Source organism: Microbulbifer maximicatervae (SeqCode) (assembly GCF_052467305.1).
In genome coordinates, this window is sequence record NZ_CP174306.1 from 2437530 (window position 1) to 2453236 (window position 15707).

The window sequence follows — 15707 nt, forward strand, 5'->3', positions numbered from 1 at the left end:
ACCCGCTGCAGCCAAATAAAGAAGTTGTGTCACCATGAGTAGGCCTGATGCCTTAGTCGAAGTACAATCTCCACCAAGTCAGCCACTCCGTACGGATATCCAAAACTGGAAGGGCATCGGTTTTGCAATGGCTACCGCGCTGGTAGCAAGTACAGCGGCTGCAGCCAGCAAATGGGTGTCTACCGCTGTACCCGTGCCATTAATTACGCTCAGCCAATACAGTATCTGCCTGATACTGCTAACCCCATGGCTAGTGCGACAAACACCTCGACACCTTACCACCCAACACTGGAGAACCCACCTAATACGCGGTTTTGCTGGGTGGTTATGCTTTTTCACTTATTTTTCTGCCCTAAGCAAAATTTCACTAATGGAAGCAGGGTTATTGCGTAATGCAGCTCCCATTTTTGTTCCCCTTATTGCCTGGCTTTGGGCTCGAGCACAGATCTCCATAACCCACTGGCTACCAATCTTACTGGGCTTACTGGGGATCACCTTGATTCTTCAACCCAACGTAGACGGTATTAGTAACGGCCATGCCTTTGGCCTGATTTCTGGGCTTACCCTGGCTGCCTCTATGGTCGGAACACGAATTTTGTCCCGTACCGACCGGCCCAGCCTTATATTGTTTTACTACGTATTAATCTCGTTCGCGTGCAGCCTGCCCCTGGGTATCTATTATTGGGAACCAATACCTTTATGGACACTCCCCTATCTTATTTTTAACGGCGTCTCAGTACTCTTGGCTATCTGGCTGTACACCAAAGCATATAGCTATGCAAAACCCAGCGTGGTGTCGCCAATCAGTTACTTTGGTGTGGTTATTTCCGGACTTCTAGGTTGGCTCATTTGGCAGCACTTACCTAACACTATTGCACTAGTGGGGACGCTGATTGTTATCAGTGCAGGATTGCTCACAGTCTACATATCAACTCAGAAAACAAATTGTAGCGGCCCATCATAAACTTACTTTCTAAGGTGAAATTGGATGAATTGGCAGAATAAGAAACAACCCCCGTTCAATGACCATCTAGGTGTAACCATAGATAATTGGCAGGAAGGCCATGTTGTAATCAACGTGGAAGTACAACCGGAACACCTGAATACCCATGGTGTGCCCCACGGTGGTTTTATTACAACATTAATCGATATCGCTGGCTCTTACTGCGGCCTCTACTGCCCCCACCCCAACCGCCGTCGTAGAGCTTTTACACTTTCTTTAACAGCAAATTTCACCGGTCAGGCAAAAACTAATCAACTCACTGCGATAGGTAAGCTAACGAGTACTGGACGAAAGATATTCTATTCATATACAGAGATATACGACAGTGAAGGAACTTTAATTGCCACCGGCCAAATGACTATGCGCTATCGTGGTGGCAGTGAAACATTGGATGGTGAACTGATCGAAGAGGAGTTGAAAAATATTGCTAGTGAAGAAACTATACAATTAAAATAGCTCATGTCAATACACACCTAAGGTATATTAATTCAACTTGACATGACGGCTGCCGGTTCTTCAGGAAATGCTCTATCAGGTTTAATTCGATTTAAGAGTTTTTCATTGCCGGCACTTTTATTCTAGTCAAAGGCCACTACCGGAACACGACGACAATAAATATTCTCCAAGAGGAGTATAATCATTAATCTAATGTATGAGCCACTCATCTAGATTTTTTTTAGCTCTTCTCCTAACGAATAGCATGTGCGATATATTTCTTTCGAACATTTCGCTAGTCTGGTAAAACTATCCAGGTAGGTGAAGCATGACAATATATTTCCGGAAACCCATCAATGAAGTATATTTAATCGTCAAATCCATTGACATAATATAGAGGCCATCACAAAATACTGGATATAAAAACAGACACTCCTTAATTCTATGATCCTACCTCAATGCTCAGAGATATCTCCTGATACAACACTCTACAATCACTGCGTCTCTCGCTGCTTACGCAGGGCATTCCTTTGCGGGAAAGTGATCCTACCCACCAACAACGGACACACCACTAAGCGACTAGTTGTTCCTCAAACGCCTCAGGGCTGAGATAGCCATTGGCGCTGTGTAAGCGATTTCGATTGTAGTCTATTTCTATATACTCAAATACGGTTTCCCGCATGAGGCACCTTGTAGGAAAGCGGTTACCATGGATTACTTCTACCTTAAGTGAGTGGAAGAACGTTTCTGCGCAGGCGTTATCATAGCAGTTACCTTTGGCGCTCATGCTGCACCGCAGATCATAAGCTGTAATTAAAGATTGATAATCTTTAGAGCAATATTGGCTTCCCCTGTCAGTATGCACGATAACATTTGTAGGTTTCTTACGTCGCCATAAAGCCATTTGAAGGGCGTCACAGACCAATGTAGCTGTCATCGTTTCTGACATCGCCCAACCAATAACCAGCCGACTATATAGGTCTATCACTACAGCCAGATATAACCAACCCTCTTCTGTTCGTAGGTAGGTAATATCCCCGACCCATTTCTGATTCGGCGCTTCAGTATTGAAGTTCTGCTCGAGCAGATTTGGGGCCACTGGCAGACCATGTTTTGAGTAGGTTGTGGCTTTATATCTCTTGGCGGCTTTAGCCCGTAGGCCCTGTCGACGCATGCTGGCAGCAACTGTTTTTTGATTATATTTACTCCCCTCACTGGCCAATTCCCTCGTCAGGCGAGGGGCGCCACTACGTTCTTTACTGGCTATAAAGCGCTGCTGTACCAAACCATCAAGCTCCATTTGGTACTGCTGGCGCTTGGATTGATCGGCCGATCTTGACACCCAATCGTAAAACCCACTGCGAGATACGCTCAATACCTTAGCCATCGCTTTGATGCTGAACTTATGCCTGTGCTTTAGCATGAAGGCGTACCTCATTTCAGGCTCTTTGCAAAGTACGCTGCGGCCTTTTTTAAGATCGCCAGCTCCTCTGCCTGCTCAGCCAGCTGCCGCTTAAGGCGAGCATTCTCTGTGGCCAGCTCTCTCTCGGCATCCCCTCGGCTCTGATGTAACTTAGCCTTGCTTCGCCATCCGTAAATCTGGGAAGGATGTAACCCAAGCTGTTTAGCGGCAACGCTTACCCCTACCTTGACCGCCAGTGCTAGGGCATCTTTTCTATATTCCTCTGAGTATTTTTTACGAGTGGTTTTGGTTGATTTACTTGATCGTGTCATAGGGCACCTCTGCTGCGTAGTTTATCGCTTAAGAGAGTGTCCGTCTTTGGTGGGTAGGATCAAAGATACTCAGTCTGGGAAAAACTATGAGTATCGACGCCACCGGGTTGAATCCAGAATATACAACTGGCCGGTATTTTTGCCCTTGATATCTCTGCCTATGCATTAATGAGCAGGCATTACCATGTTGTGCTCTATATTGACTCAAATACAGCCTAAACTTGGTCCGATACTGAAGTCATTCATCGCTGGCAGGAGCATTTTAACACATCAATACTGGCTCAACGCTATACTCAAGGCCACCCCTTTGATCATAGTGAGATGGAAAAGCTCAACGAGCTTATCCATCTCTGGAGACAAAGATTGATGGTTATCAGCTGGTTTGTGCGCTGCTTAAATAAATTTATCGCTCGCCAGCCAGTGCGGAAGACAACTCCTCAGGCCGCTTTTTGGGGGCGCTTTAAGTCCCAGGCTTTGCTGGATGGGAGAGCCCTCACCGCCTGTATGGTCTATGTCGATCTCAATCCTACCCGAGCCAAAATGGCAAAACTCCCAGAAGATTCCAGTCACACTTCCATCCAACAGCGTATTCATACTATAAACTCAGGTGAATAGCCCAAAGACCTACTACCATTTGTAGGAGGCGAACGTCTTAATATGGCTAGGGGGTTACCCTTTCAATAGGAGCGGTCGACATTTAGATCCCAGAACCTGCGCACAAACGTTAATTGTAAAGAAGCATCTAAGTATCGCCCATCTTTGAATTTAAGGTACTATCTCACATAAAATCATCCAGAATTAGCAACTCTCCTTTAAATGGCATCCATGTATTAATAAAGATATAATGCAATGCTTGTATTTTTCCACTATACGTATTTAAGGTTTCTAAATTATCTTTATGTAAATCGTTAATACTTAACAAAGTGTAGAAGTTGCACTTAAATTCGAGTATTCGAATAGAACTCAGTTATAAAAACTAGTTTTATAACTAAACTGAAAACCACAAGTCTATTAGTTTTAAATTTTTTCTATAAACATCATCAACTCATTCACTACACCGCTCCTACCGTCCTTACATACACAGTTAGAAATTTATTCGCCATATCACTTGGTTACCTCTATCACCTATTCACCACCTGCTATCTTGCTTTAAGCAGCAAAGCTGAAGCTGGGGGGAGGAAGTGGTTATGTCTGTCATGTGCCGTTTAGCCCTTTTGGCGGTAGTTTTTGTAGATCTGATGGGTCAGGGATTGCTGTTCCCGATCATCAATGAACTGGTTATGTCGACAAAATTCCAGTTCCTACCTACTGATACGCCACAATCAACTCGGCACTTGTACTATGGAGTTGTAATCGGTAGCTTCTTTCTGGCGTGGTTTATTGGGTCCGTATATATCGCCAAACTGTCTGACAGTATCGGACGCAAAACTGCCATGGTGCTGTGTCTGGTGGGGGCCATGGCCGGGTACGCGATCACTGTTCTCTCTTTGTTAAGCAATAGTCTTTGGCTTCTTATTCTCGGACGAGTGATCAGCGGCTTTACTGCGGGAAACCAGCCTATCGCTCAAGCAGCAATGATTGATGCCAGCCAAAGTGAGCTGGAGGCCTCCAAGAACTTAGGCTTACTGGTAGCAGGAATGAGTGCTGGGGCTGTAGCTGGACCGATTATGGCAGGAGTCCTGGCAGACAGGGAGCTATTGGGGAGCATAGCCAGTATCCAACTGCCCTTTTACTTTGCTCTGGTACTTGTCGCTATTACTTTGTTTTTGATCCTGACCTTTTATCACAATACCCGGCAAGCCCCGATGCAGCTTAGGCTTCGCTTTCTGGATCTATTTACTCAGTTTATACATCTGAAGGACCGTCCTCGGGTTGTCCGACTTTGCCCTGCCTACCTCTGTTTCATGCTGCTGCATCTCAGCTTTTATATATTTATCACAAACTATTTAAGCAGTAGATTCCAAGCTGGCCTGCTAATAACCAGTATGGCCATGCTGACTATGGGTATTGCGGTGGCAATTTCCAGCCTCTTTATGGTCAAGCCTGTTTTGTCCCGCTGGACTAAACCCCTGGTAGTTACAGTTTCCGCCTTAGTGATGGGAGCGAGTGCGTTAGTCTTCGTATTCAGCAGCCATATTTGGCTATGTTATCTCAGTGTGTTCTTCGCGTACCTTTGCTTTGGGCTCGCTTACCCCGCCCTCTTGAATATATTCGCCAATAGTGTCGATGAAACGGAACAGGGTTGGGTAATGGGAATAGCTACTGCGGGCTTCACGCTGGTAGCAAGCTTGATTTCGCTCGCGGGGGGCATGGCAATGGAAGTTGATATCCGCCTACCGTTTTACATTACAGCAGCTGCATCGATATTAGTATTTGTTTTAATCCGGTGGAGCTGGCGCAAACTCCCTGGCGTAGCATAGTGAAAAATCAGGCAAATAAGTAACCGACCTACTCTGCCAGTGACACCAGACGTGGGCCCTTCAGGGTAAGCTGAAAGGCCCATAACTTTATACCTCGCCCCTCATTAGTTAATGAATCGCCCGCTCTCTAGTTGATCCACAGTCTACAGGGTTATTTACCTCCACACTTAAATCTAGAATACGGGCGATCCACCATATAAATGGCTCAACCTGACCGCTTAAGGTGCAGCTACCTGTACAAATATCATCAAGCAGCGACTGAACATCGTGAAGCCGTAAGGCCGTGACAGACCTCTGGTTTCTTAGCGTTACTGAGCAAAAAGGAACGTCGTTGGCCGAGAGATCACTCAAGGTTACTTTGCCGCCATCAATTAAAATTCTCACCGGCTCAAACTGTTCAGTAACACTCACAGACAAGCACAAGTTGGGCACAGGGCTGGATAGTCGATTGATATATTCCTGCAGGAAGTTAGAAAAGGTATTTGCCCACTCACCAATTTCAGCGAGGGCTTGCCCCAAATCCATAGCCTCCTCTTTTGTTTCCTGGGATTGAGCATCAGCCTCTTTTTCAGCCTCAATAAGAGCTTCCACGGTCCTATCAACATCCTCCCTCGTGTGAGCTGCCGAGCAGATCAACCTCAGGCGGCCGCGGCCGCTCTCAACTATCGGGTAAGTGACAGCCGAGGTTTGAATACCGCGCTGATAAAGCGCTTGGACTATCCCATATAGTTTATCTTTATCTTTAAAATGGGGTGTGATAATAGGCCCATCACCTGTTCCCAAATCGTATCCGGCCTGCTCGAATTTCCGGCGCATATAGCGGGTCGTATCCCACAATTGATCACGCAGTCCATCGTCAGATTTAATCCGACGCAAAGAAGTCAATGCGGCTGCAATATCTGCAGGACTGATAGAAGCCTGAAAGATATATGCCCTGGCTGAGGACCTCAGCAAGTCAACGTACTCCTTACTCGCAGCAACCACACCCCCAAGGCTACCGAGCGACTTACTGAGTGTTGTCATAATAAAGTCAACTTGATCAGTAATACCTTGAGCCGCACAGATACCGGCACCACGCTCACCATAAAAACCGAATGAGTGTGCCTCATCAACTAAGGTCAAGGCGTTGTATTTCTTTGCTGCACGCACGATTTCAGCTACCGGCGCAGCACCTTCCCCCATACTGTAAACGCCCTCGAGCACCACTAGCGTTGTTCGGTAGGGAGATGCTTCAGATTCCAGCACCGACTCCAGATCAGAGGCATTATTGTGTTGGAAAGTTCTAATTTTGGCACCACTGAGACGGGCCCCATCAACAATTGAGGCATGGCAAAGTTGGTCTATAACCACAACATCATCTTTACCTAATATTCCTGCCACCACCCCGACATTGGCCGTATAACCCGTTGGAAACAAGCAGGCTCCAGACTTGCCCACCAAACCAGCAAACTCCGTTTCAAATTGGAGGTGAAGATCCGTCAAACCCGATGCCGCCGCTGAAGTGCCCATTCCTGTTCCGAAAAGCTGTACAGCGGATGAAGCCTGTTCGATAACTTCTTGATCTCTATTCAGGCCAAGGTAGAGATTGGTCGTCCAAATAATTGCATCCTGGGTATCATCGTTATAAACATCTGTAACAGTGCCGTGCGTCCCACTACCTGTACGTAAAACTTTACTGTAAGGATTCCTCTTCTGATTGTTTGCCATGGCTATCACCGCCTGCACCAACTTACTTTTGTCAGAAGCAGACCAGGATGACGCCTTTGCGGCCTGAAAAGTTGGATGGCTCAACTGGAGCTGGGACTGGAAGTTAGCCAGCGCATCAATTTCAGATTTAGCAACCTCATTAGCTGACTCACTACTGATCTTACCTTCCGTCAAATCAAGCATATAGCCAGCCAATAGCTTCGGCGTGGGATAATCGAAGATTGTTTGCGCAGATAGGGGGTGTCCAATGCAATGACTCAACCGGCTGGCCAATTCTAGTGTTGTCAGCGAATCCAGGCCCTGCTTGTCGAAGGCTATCTCTGGGAGCACAACCTCCGGATCTGGGTGGTTCATGATGGAAGCCATCTCACCGCGGATAATCGAAGTAAAAATTGCCTCGCTGTCTACTGATAAACCTGCGAAGTGCTCGCCCATTCCACGGCTTCGATTAATATCATCGTTTGCAGCCAAACTGCTTTCAGTTGGGACGACAAGCTCCGCTTCAAGGAGTGCTAATCGTTTGCGATCCAGCTTATTGTTGGGTAGCAAGGGCAGCTCTTGCAGGTGCTTGACAAACTGGGGGACCATAAATTTTGGAAGGCGCTGTTCAAGAAACTCTTTTACTGCTACTTCGGTAATTGTCTTTTCGCTAGCAACAATATAGGCCACTAGAACCTTTTGCCCCGCCCCGCCATCTATAACGGTAGTAGCGGCAGCATCAACGCCCGGTATAGATTCAATTGCCGATTCTATTTCTTCAAGTTCAATACGATAGCCCCTAATCTTCACCTGGCAATCGGCGCGTCCCAAGTATTCTATTTCTCCATTTGCTGTCCATCGGCATAGGTCTCCCGTTTTATACAAGCGCTGATCGGAAATTCGGGAGTTGGAAGCTTGCTGTATAAAGCGTTCCTCGGTCAGATACTCATCATTTAAATAGCCCCGAGCTAGCTTATCACCAGACAAATACAACTCCCCCTCCCCGCCGGGAGCAACTGGCTCTAATCTCTCATCCAAAATATACGCTCGGGAACTTGAAACCACCCTTCCAATCGTAATTTGGTCGCTATCGGGGCTAACCTCTGTATAAGTTGAGTAAACCGTGTCCTCTGTGGGTCCATAAACATTAACTATCCGCAACTGTTCAGCCCCCGCATATATTTGCTCGACCAGGGATTGCTTAAGTACTTCACCCCCAAAAATCAGGCAACGCACTCCCCGAGGCAGCTTGTCTACCGAAAGTAAAGCCTGAACCGCAGATGGAACGGTGATGCAAGTTCGCACTTGCTCTCGAAAGGGAAGTTTTGGCAACTCCAAAATATTCTTCGACAATATAACTCGGCCGCCCAGAGAAAGAGTCCCGATAATTTCCATCACCGAGGGGTCAAAGCAAACTGAGGTCGAAGCCAAAACACCTTCTAGCTCTTCATCGCTCAACAGCTCACTCATGGACTTACTGAGAGCGATAAGGCTTCGGTGTTCGATAGCAACCCCTTTCGGGCTTCCAGTAGAGCCGGATGTGTAAATTACATAGGCTAAATCACTCGTTTGCGGTCTGGTATGTTCCGGTAAAAACTCCGGTGCCTGCTCTCGCAACTCATCGATCCATAACAGTTCTTTCACGCCAAGGCACAAGTTTGCATTTTCGTCACAATCAACGATTGCTGCGGCAGCTCTGGAGTGCTCGAGCATATATCGCACCCGCTCTAGCGGATAAGTTGGGTCCAATGGGACGTAAGCACAACCTGCGCGCATCACGCCGAGTAGAGCCGCGACCAGCTCCCAGGATCGACTCATACAGACTCCAACCAAGGAACCAGGCTCAACCCCTCGATTTACCAACTCAGCGGCAATCCCATCGACCCGTTTCATCAGGCGAGTGAAATTTATTTCTGTGTTGCCATCGATAATAACGACCTGATCAGGATTCTTTAGCTTTTGTCTTTCGATCAAATCGCAAACTGTATCTCCTGATGATACAGCTCCCATTTCTCCCGATTCAAAATCTAAGGACTGGGCGTTATGTTTGTTTATTGAGCTGCACACTGAACATTACCTTTTATACTTATTAAAATCCGAAAACTAACTTTCAATTCATTTCTCTGTCTTTCAAATTTGGTCAAAATTTTCTGTTATTTGAATTACTTGAAAATCAGTTGCTAAATTGGAAGTATGCCGGGAAATAATTTCATAACATTGAACTGGAGCAGTATTTCAGCTACCGCAGTTCCAGGTCATAAAGGAAAATTAAATGAAGGTGGTATTCAGGGAGATAGAAACGCAATTTGGAAACTGATAGTTAAATATCAGTCATAAAATTAAATTTCTGAGGAAAAAAGCCGGTAAGAAGATACCGGCTACTATTGAATTTATTTCTGTACGATTGCACCGCTACGACCAAAGCGAGCGATGATATTTTTCAATCTTGCAAACAACTGGGGAATATCTTTACCCATCATTAAATAGAGACAGGGTACCAATAACAATGAGATCGCTGTGGCTGCGAGTATTCCATAGCCCAGCGAGATCGCCATTGGAATCATAAAGCGCGCTTGCACCGAGCTTTCAAAGATCATCGGCATTAAGCCGCAGAAAGTTGTTATGGTGGTCAATACGATCGGGCGAAAACGCCGCGCTGCCGCTCCCTTGATAGCGCTTTCCAAATCAGCGCCATCATTTCGGAGACGATTGCTGTACTCAATCATTACCAGAGTATCGTTAATCACAACTCCGGCCAGTGCCACCATACCCAGCAGACTCACCATACTGAGTCCATACCCCATGCCCAAGTGACCAAGTAACGCACCGATCACACCAAAGGGTATCGCCACCATTACGATCAACGGCTGTACGTAACTCTTTAAGGGAATTGCCAATAGCAAGTACAGCACCGCCATCGCAAGGGCAAAGGTCATCGCCAGGCTTGCCAGTCCCTCTCGCTCCTCCGCTTGGCGTCCCTCATAGGAAACACTTAGGCCGGGGAATTCAGCTTTCAATTGGGGGACCACACTTTCATTCAGCTCATTAATCACAAGCGTCGCTTGGTCACTGGGCTCCACATTGGCGGTAATTGTTGTAACCCTGCGGCCTGCCCGGCGATTAATCGTGGCATAGGCGCGCCCTTTATCAATTTTTACCAGATCTGGCAGGGGCATCCAAAGTCCATTGCTGGCCCGGATCATAATGCTATTCACATCATTGATATTGGCCCGCTCATCCTCAGGCAAACGCACCATGACCTTCACCTGATCCCGGCCGCGCTGTTGGCGCAGGGCCTCAGCCCCGTACAGCGCTGCCCGCAACTGGCGACCAATATCCTCCGCGGACATACCCAAACTTTTGGCCGTTTCAGTCAGTGTAAGGTCCAACTGGGTTTTACCGAGGGAAATACCGGGATCGATATCACTGACATTGGGGAATTTCTCCAACTCATCCCCTAAACGTATCGCAGCTTGCTCCAAGGTATCCGTGTCGGTATGGCGAAGCTCCACGGTTAACGAGGAGCCAGCGCCGGGACCGCCACGGTCAGAAGCTGTTGTCGCGCTTAGGGCACCGGCAATAGGCCCCACTTCCTGGCGCCAGGCGCGAATAAACTCACCGGTGGAAAAAGGACGCTCATCTGCGGGAACAAAGAAAGCGTCCACCATAATCGCGTCATCGCCCATCAAACCGCGAATCCCCAGGAAGACCTTTTCTTTATCGTATTGCTCGAGCACCTTATCGGCAGCAGTAATAATCTGCGAGCGCGCTTTTTCCAGCTGGGATTGGGCCGTTCCGGTGGGAAAGGTGACGGCAAAGCGACCGGAGTCACGCTCCACCCTGGGCATCAAGGTGAAGCCCATACGGCCGCTAGCCGCATAGCCGCCAACCACCAACAGCGCCGCTACCGCCACGGCAATAGTGGTGTAGCGGTGCTTGATACATATATCCAGGAAGGGCCTAAAGCGTTGCTGTACAAAACGATCCAATCCCCGCGCCAGCATTTTCTGCCGCGCGGCAAAGCGGCGCGCCCGGCGACTTTTATAGCCGCGACGAGAGTGAGCCAAGTGACCGGGCAAAATAAACAGGGCTTCCACCCAGGAAATAATAAATACCGAGCCCACCACAAAGGGAATCACACCAAAGATCTTGCCCATAAAACCGGGTAAGGCCATCAATGGAAGGAAGGCGACAATATTAGTCAGAATCGCAAATGTGAGCGGTACCGATACCTGGCGGGCACCGGCAACGGCAGCCTCCAGATTGCTGTAGCCTTTTTGTCGCCACTCGTGGATATTCTCACCGGCAATAATTGCATCATCCACCACTATTCCAAGGGCGATAATAAAGGCAAACATACTTACCATGCTGATGGAAATATCCAGCCCAGGCAGGAATAGCAATGCCCCCAGGAAGCTGGTAGGAATGCCCAGTGTTACCCAAAAAGCCAACCGCAATTCCAGAAAGGCTCCGAGCACAACAAATACTAATAAGAGCCCAATAAAACCGTTCTTCAGCAGCAGGGTCAGACGCGCTTTGAAAATTTCCGAGTCGTCATCGCGAACTGTCAGGGTCACCCCCGGGGGCAGGCTTGCCCTGACCTCATCAACGACTTCATGGGCAGCCTCACTGACACTCATTGGTGTCTGGTCGCCCACTCGGTAGATCTTGATGCTGATAGCTGGCTCGCCGTTAAACACCATATTGCGCGCTTCTTCCTCAAGCGCGTCGCTGATATTGGCAACATCCTTTAAATAAACGGCACCGCCACCAATGCCTTGGGCAATAACAATATCGCCAAACTCACGAGCCCAATCACGGCGCTCGGTCACCCGAACCAATATCTCCCCCGCATCAGACTTAACACTGCCGCTGGGAATATCTACCGCTGCATTTTCTACGATGCTTGCCACTTGCAGCAAGGTAAGCCCATAGCGACGCAGGTCGTCGCGGCGAATCTCGATCGCCACTTCCAAGTCCCGCATACCCCGCGCTTCCAACTGGGTAATACCACTGTGCGCTTCGAGCTTATCGTAAACCTGCATCGCCAACGCGCGCAGGTTTTGCTCGGTAAGATCGCCGTGTAATACGAGGTCCAGCACATCCCGTTTGCGCTCGGCCAGACTAACCTGGGGCTGCTCAATATCTGTGGGGAAGGTGGTAACAGAATCGATAGCCTGCTGAATATTCTGGTACACCAAGGCAGCATCAGCATCGCCTTCCAGCTCCAAGGTTAAAGAGGCACTACCCTCATTGGCCCTCGCGGTCATCTCTTTGATGCCTACCAAGCCCTGCACCGCCTGCTCTGCAGCCACCAGCACACCGCGCTCGACTTCCTCAGGGCTGGCACCGGGATAGGAGATGGACACGCTCACAGTATCCAGGCTGAATTCCGGGAAGACTTCCTTTTTAACGATGGTTGAAAAAATCAAACCACCAATCAAGAAGACCAACATCAACAAATTGGCAGTTACGTGGTTGCGTGCCATCCAGGCGATGGCGCCCGTGCGGGTATCGACCTTATCTTTGGATTTATTCTGTTCAGTCATCTGCGCCCCCAGCGTTGGGTCCACCGGGGCCGCGTCTTGGCGGGCGTTCCGCAGAGGCAGCCGCATCTATCGGCGGGCGCTGCTGGCGATTACTGTCTCCGGCAATTCGCACCGGCATACCCTCAGTAACGGTTACCAACCGGGTCGTCACTAAGGCTTCTCCACCGCTGAGTCCCTGCTCCAGGACTGCAAAGTCGCCGCTCATATAGGCCACTTCTACCGGCAGAACCGTGGTGCGGTTCTCGCGAACCACCCACACATTGTTGCCGTCTTGCAACGCAGTGAGGGGGATACGCACGCGCTCATCCTCACTTTGGGAAACGATCTCTACTTTCGCCAGATCGTTGAGAAGCAGCTGTGGCTGGGACGGATCCTGGACGGAAAGCGGGTCTTCCAGCTCTACCAACACACTGGCGAGACGACCCTGCTCTTCCAGTACCGGGATAACCCGGACAAACTCACCGCGGCGGTAGACGCCCTGCGGCCACTGGCTGCCGTAAATTCGAACTTCAACATCACCGCGTCCGAGCCGGTGCAGTTGCGACGCGGGAACCTCAACGGCAATCTGGAAACGGTCGGCACTAGCGAGGCTGTAGAGGGTATCTCCCGGAGAGACACGATCACCGACGTCGGCATCACGCTCAACTACCAGGGCATCAAATGGGGCGCGAATCTCGGTAAGTCGAAGATCGCGTTTAGCCAAAGCCACATTTGCCTCTGCGGATTTTACTGCCGCCTCTGCTGCTGCTCTCTGAGGCTCGCGCAACACCAGAGCCTTATCCGTTCCAGACAAGGCTGTGCCAAGAAGCTCGTATTCCTCTTGAGCAACTTGCTGCTGTCCTTGCTCCTGCTGCAATTCAGCACGGCGTTCGGCGAGGGCACTCTGGGCAGTCATCAGGGCCAACTGGTAGGGCTCCTGGTCAATACGCAACAGCACCTGCCCTTTTGGCATTACGGCTCCGGGGCCCAGATCATAGTCGAGCCATTGCACCTGCCCCTGTACCTGGGGCTCCAACTCCGCTAACTCTCGGGCACTCACTTTACCCAGCGCGCTCAGGGTTACAGGAAAACGACCCTGCTCAGCAACGGCTACATCGACTGTCGGCGGTGGCGATTTGCGCTCACCGCGACTGACCGACGGTTTTTCCCGCATCATCCAGTTGAAGGCCAAGAATGCCAACACCACCAAAATTATGGGGATCAGCAGGCGCCAAGTGAGTTTCTGCAACATCAGTTATTTCCCTCCAGGTACAACTCCAAATCCACTGGCTCGGGGGCTGGAAGATCCGCCTGGGGGATCCCGCCGGAAAGCGCGCGGTAAAGTACTACTCGGTTTTCAATCAGTTCGCGCTCGGCAGACAAGATTTGTCGCGCCAAACTCTGTTGTTCACTCGTCGCGGTCAACACATTGAGGAAGTCGATGGTTCCCCGCGCATAGGCGCGGCTTTGGCGCAGAACCAAAAGGTCTGCGAGACGCTCACGCTCACGTAGATGGTTGAGTCTCTGCTCGATCAGGCTCTCTCGAATCAAGGCCTGCTCTACTTCAGACAAGGCTTCATTGACTGCACTGCGGTAGAGCGCCCAGCGCTCCTGCAGAACGGCGTCCTGTTGCTCCCGGGCTGATGCCAAGGCGCCACCATCAAAAATCACCCCCTCAATGGAGGCTGCAATGGCCAAAAGCCAGTTTTCAGTCACATCGCTAATTAAACTGGTGCCATTGCTAGCTACTGCAGACAAACTAAATACGGGCAGTCGATCGGCCCAGGCCTCATCGGCTAAGTGATAGCCCTGTAAAAGGTCTCGCTGCGCCTCAACGACATCCGGGCGGCGCAATAGCAATTGCGATGGCACGCCGGTCTCTGGCAGGGCTGGTAAGGCAGGCAACTCGGCCTGTTCGTGAATAATGCTGCTAAGTTCCTCGACATTGATACCCAAAAGCACCGCTAACTGTACTTTTAGAGTTTCGGCATCCGCTTCCGCCTCATCCAGTTCCTGCTGTGACTGCTGGACCAGCTGCTGTTGCTGCAAAACATCGGCTGCACCTGAGACGCCGCGACCAAAGCGCAGTTCCAGAACCTTCAGGCTTTTGCGATTGATCTCCAGCTGTTGTTGCAGCAAATCCCGCTGCCCCCACTGCTCCCGCAACTCCAACCAGGTAGCTGCCACCTCGCTCGCCAGGGTCAAGGCTGCCGTCTGTAAATTCTGTTCCTGGGCCAGGTAAGCCGCCTCTGCTGCACTGGCACCGGCACGGACCCGCCCCCAAAGGTCCACTTCATAGCTGGCGGCGATACGGGTACTCCAACTATTGCCCTCCGCAGAGGGATCGGTGAACTCGCCGGAAGAGTAGCGCTGCTCAGTATTTTCAATACTGGCGGTCAGTCTTGGCCAAAGGCCCGATCGCGCTCCCCGCGCGGTGGCTGCGGCCTGCTCCAATCGCCAATAGGTAGCCTGAATATCCGGATTATCTTTCAGTGCCAGCTGTACCAAATTGTCCAACTGCGGATCTTCCAAATCTCGCCACCAGCGCAAACTCGGTGCGACAGTGCCCGATGCACGAAAAGATTCTGGTAACCCCAAATTTTCATCGGGTTGAATGGTCTCAATTGGCTGCGAACTACAGCTGACAAGCAGCGGAACACAAATTGCCAAAATACGGTAAAAGGACAAGGAATATCACCGAAATTAAACGTTTAATCATAAAAAATAGAGATTTATTGCGTGCATTATCCGCCCCCCAAAATCGCTCGCAATGCGTTTTACTCTTGTTTACAAAGCATGCGTAAAATCAGGCAAAAAATTGCTGCCCGCAGGAGTGCCGAAAACCGAGTACTTCGGTATGATGCGGCACACTAAACTGAATAGTCATCGGGGTTTGACGCG

General features: G+C 49.6%; 9 protein-coding genes. 4 read left to right on the top strand and 5 right to left on the bottom strand.

All coding sequences use genetic code 11. The features are described from left to right. Positions 1-34: 34 nt before the first annotated feature. Positions 35-964 carry a DMT family transporter gene (locus ACJJI4_RS10735; protein WP_444928063.1) on the top strand — a complete coding sequence of 310 codons (930 nt, stop codon included), beginning with the start codon at positions 35-37 and terminating at the stop codon, positions 962-964. Between the two features lie 24 nt (positions 965-988). Next, the gene (locus tag ACJJI4_RS10740) at positions 989-1459 is read left to right on the top strand and encodes a PaaI family thioesterase (RefSeq protein ID WP_444928064.1); all 471 of its coding nucleotides are present in this window, start codon (positions 989-991) and stop codon (positions 1457-1459) included. A 550-nt stretch (positions 1460-2009) separates the two neighbouring features. On the opposite strand, the gene ACJJI4_RS10745 is transcribed toward ACJJI4_RS10740, so the two are convergent. After that, positions 2010-3172 (bottom strand): IS3 family transposase gene (locus ACJJI4_RS10745; protein WP_444897071.1). Its coding sequence is split into 2 segments (ribosomal slippage): positions 2010-2914 and positions 2914-3172, totalling 1164 coding nucleotides; the frame shifts between segments, so codons are not numbered across the junction. A 366-nt stretch (positions 3173-3538) separates the two neighbouring features. Here ACJJI4_RS10745 and ACJJI4_RS10750 point away from each other — a divergent pair. Both ACJJI4_RS10750 and ACJJI4_RS10755 read left to right on the top strand, forming a co-directional pair. Next, the gene (locus tag ACJJI4_RS10750) at positions 3539-3787 is read left to right on the top strand and encodes a hypothetical protein (protein WP_444928065.1); all 249 of its coding nucleotides are present in this window, start codon (positions 3539-3541) and stop codon (positions 3785-3787) included. A gap of 572 nt (positions 3788-4359) precedes the next feature. Further along, positions 4360-5592, top strand: coding sequence for an MFS transporter (locus tag ACJJI4_RS10755; RefSeq protein WP_444928066.1), 1233 nt, complete (start codon positions 4360-4362; stop codon positions 5590-5592). 108 nt (positions 5593-5700) lie between these two features. On the opposite strand, the gene ACJJI4_RS10760 is transcribed toward ACJJI4_RS10755, so the two are convergent. The 4 genes from ACJJI4_RS10760 to ACJJI4_RS10775 form a co-directional block, all read right to left on the bottom strand. Then, complete coding sequence (locus tag ACJJI4_RS10760; RefSeq protein WP_444928067.1) at positions 5701-9288, bottom strand: amino acid adenylation domain-containing protein; 3588 nt, start codon at positions 9286-9288, stop codon at positions 5701-5703. Between the two features lie 380 nt (positions 9289-9668). Then, positions 9669-12827 carry an efflux RND transporter permease subunit gene (locus ACJJI4_RS10765; protein WP_444928068.1) on the bottom strand — a complete coding sequence of 1053 codons (3159 nt, stop codon included), beginning with the start codon at positions 12825-12827 and terminating at the stop codon, positions 9669-9671. Continuing rightward, positions 12820-14058 (bottom strand): efflux RND transporter periplasmic adaptor subunit, encoded by a 1239-nt coding sequence (locus tag ACJJI4_RS10770; RefSeq protein WP_444928069.1) that lies wholly within the window; start codon positions 14056-14058, stop codon positions 12820-12822. The genes ACJJI4_RS10765 and ACJJI4_RS10770 overlap by 8 nt, the downstream gene beginning before the upstream one ends. Next, positions 14058-15494, bottom strand: coding sequence for an efflux transporter outer membrane subunit (locus ACJJI4_RS10775; protein ID WP_444928070.1), 1437 nt, complete (start codon positions 15492-15494; stop codon positions 14058-14060). The genes ACJJI4_RS10770 and ACJJI4_RS10775 overlap by 1 nt, the downstream gene beginning before the upstream one ends. Positions 15495-15707 lie beyond the last annotated feature (213 nt).

Bases quoted from the DNA above. Each gene is read 5' to 3' on its own strand.
- ACJJI4_RS10735 (WP_444928063.1), top strand. From the start codon at position 35: ATGAGTAGGCCTGATGCCTTAGTCGAAGTACAATCTCCACCAAGTCAG.
- ACJJI4_RS10740 (WP_444928064.1), top strand. From the start codon at position 989: ATGAATTGGCAGAATAAGAAACAACCCCCGTTCAATGACCATCTAGGT.
- ACJJI4_RS10750 (WP_444928065.1), top strand. From the start codon at position 3,539: ATGGTTATCAGCTGGTTTGTGCGCTGCTTAAATAAATTTATCGCTCGC.
- ACJJI4_RS10755 (WP_444928066.1), top strand. From the start codon at position 4,360: ATGTCTGTCATGTGCCGTTTAGCCCTTTTGGCGGTAGTTTTTGTAGAT.
- ACJJI4_RS10760 (WP_444928067.1), bottom strand. From the start codon at position 9,288: ATGGGAGCTGTATCATCAGGAGATACAGTTTGCGATTTGATCGAAAGA.
- ACJJI4_RS10765 (WP_444928068.1), bottom strand. From the start codon at position 12,827: ATGACTGAACAGAATAAATCCAAAGATAAGGTCGATACCCGCACGGGC.
- ACJJI4_RS10770 (WP_444928069.1), bottom strand. From the start codon at position 14,058: ATGTTGCAGAAACTCACTTGGCGCCTGCTGATCCCCATAATTTTGGTG.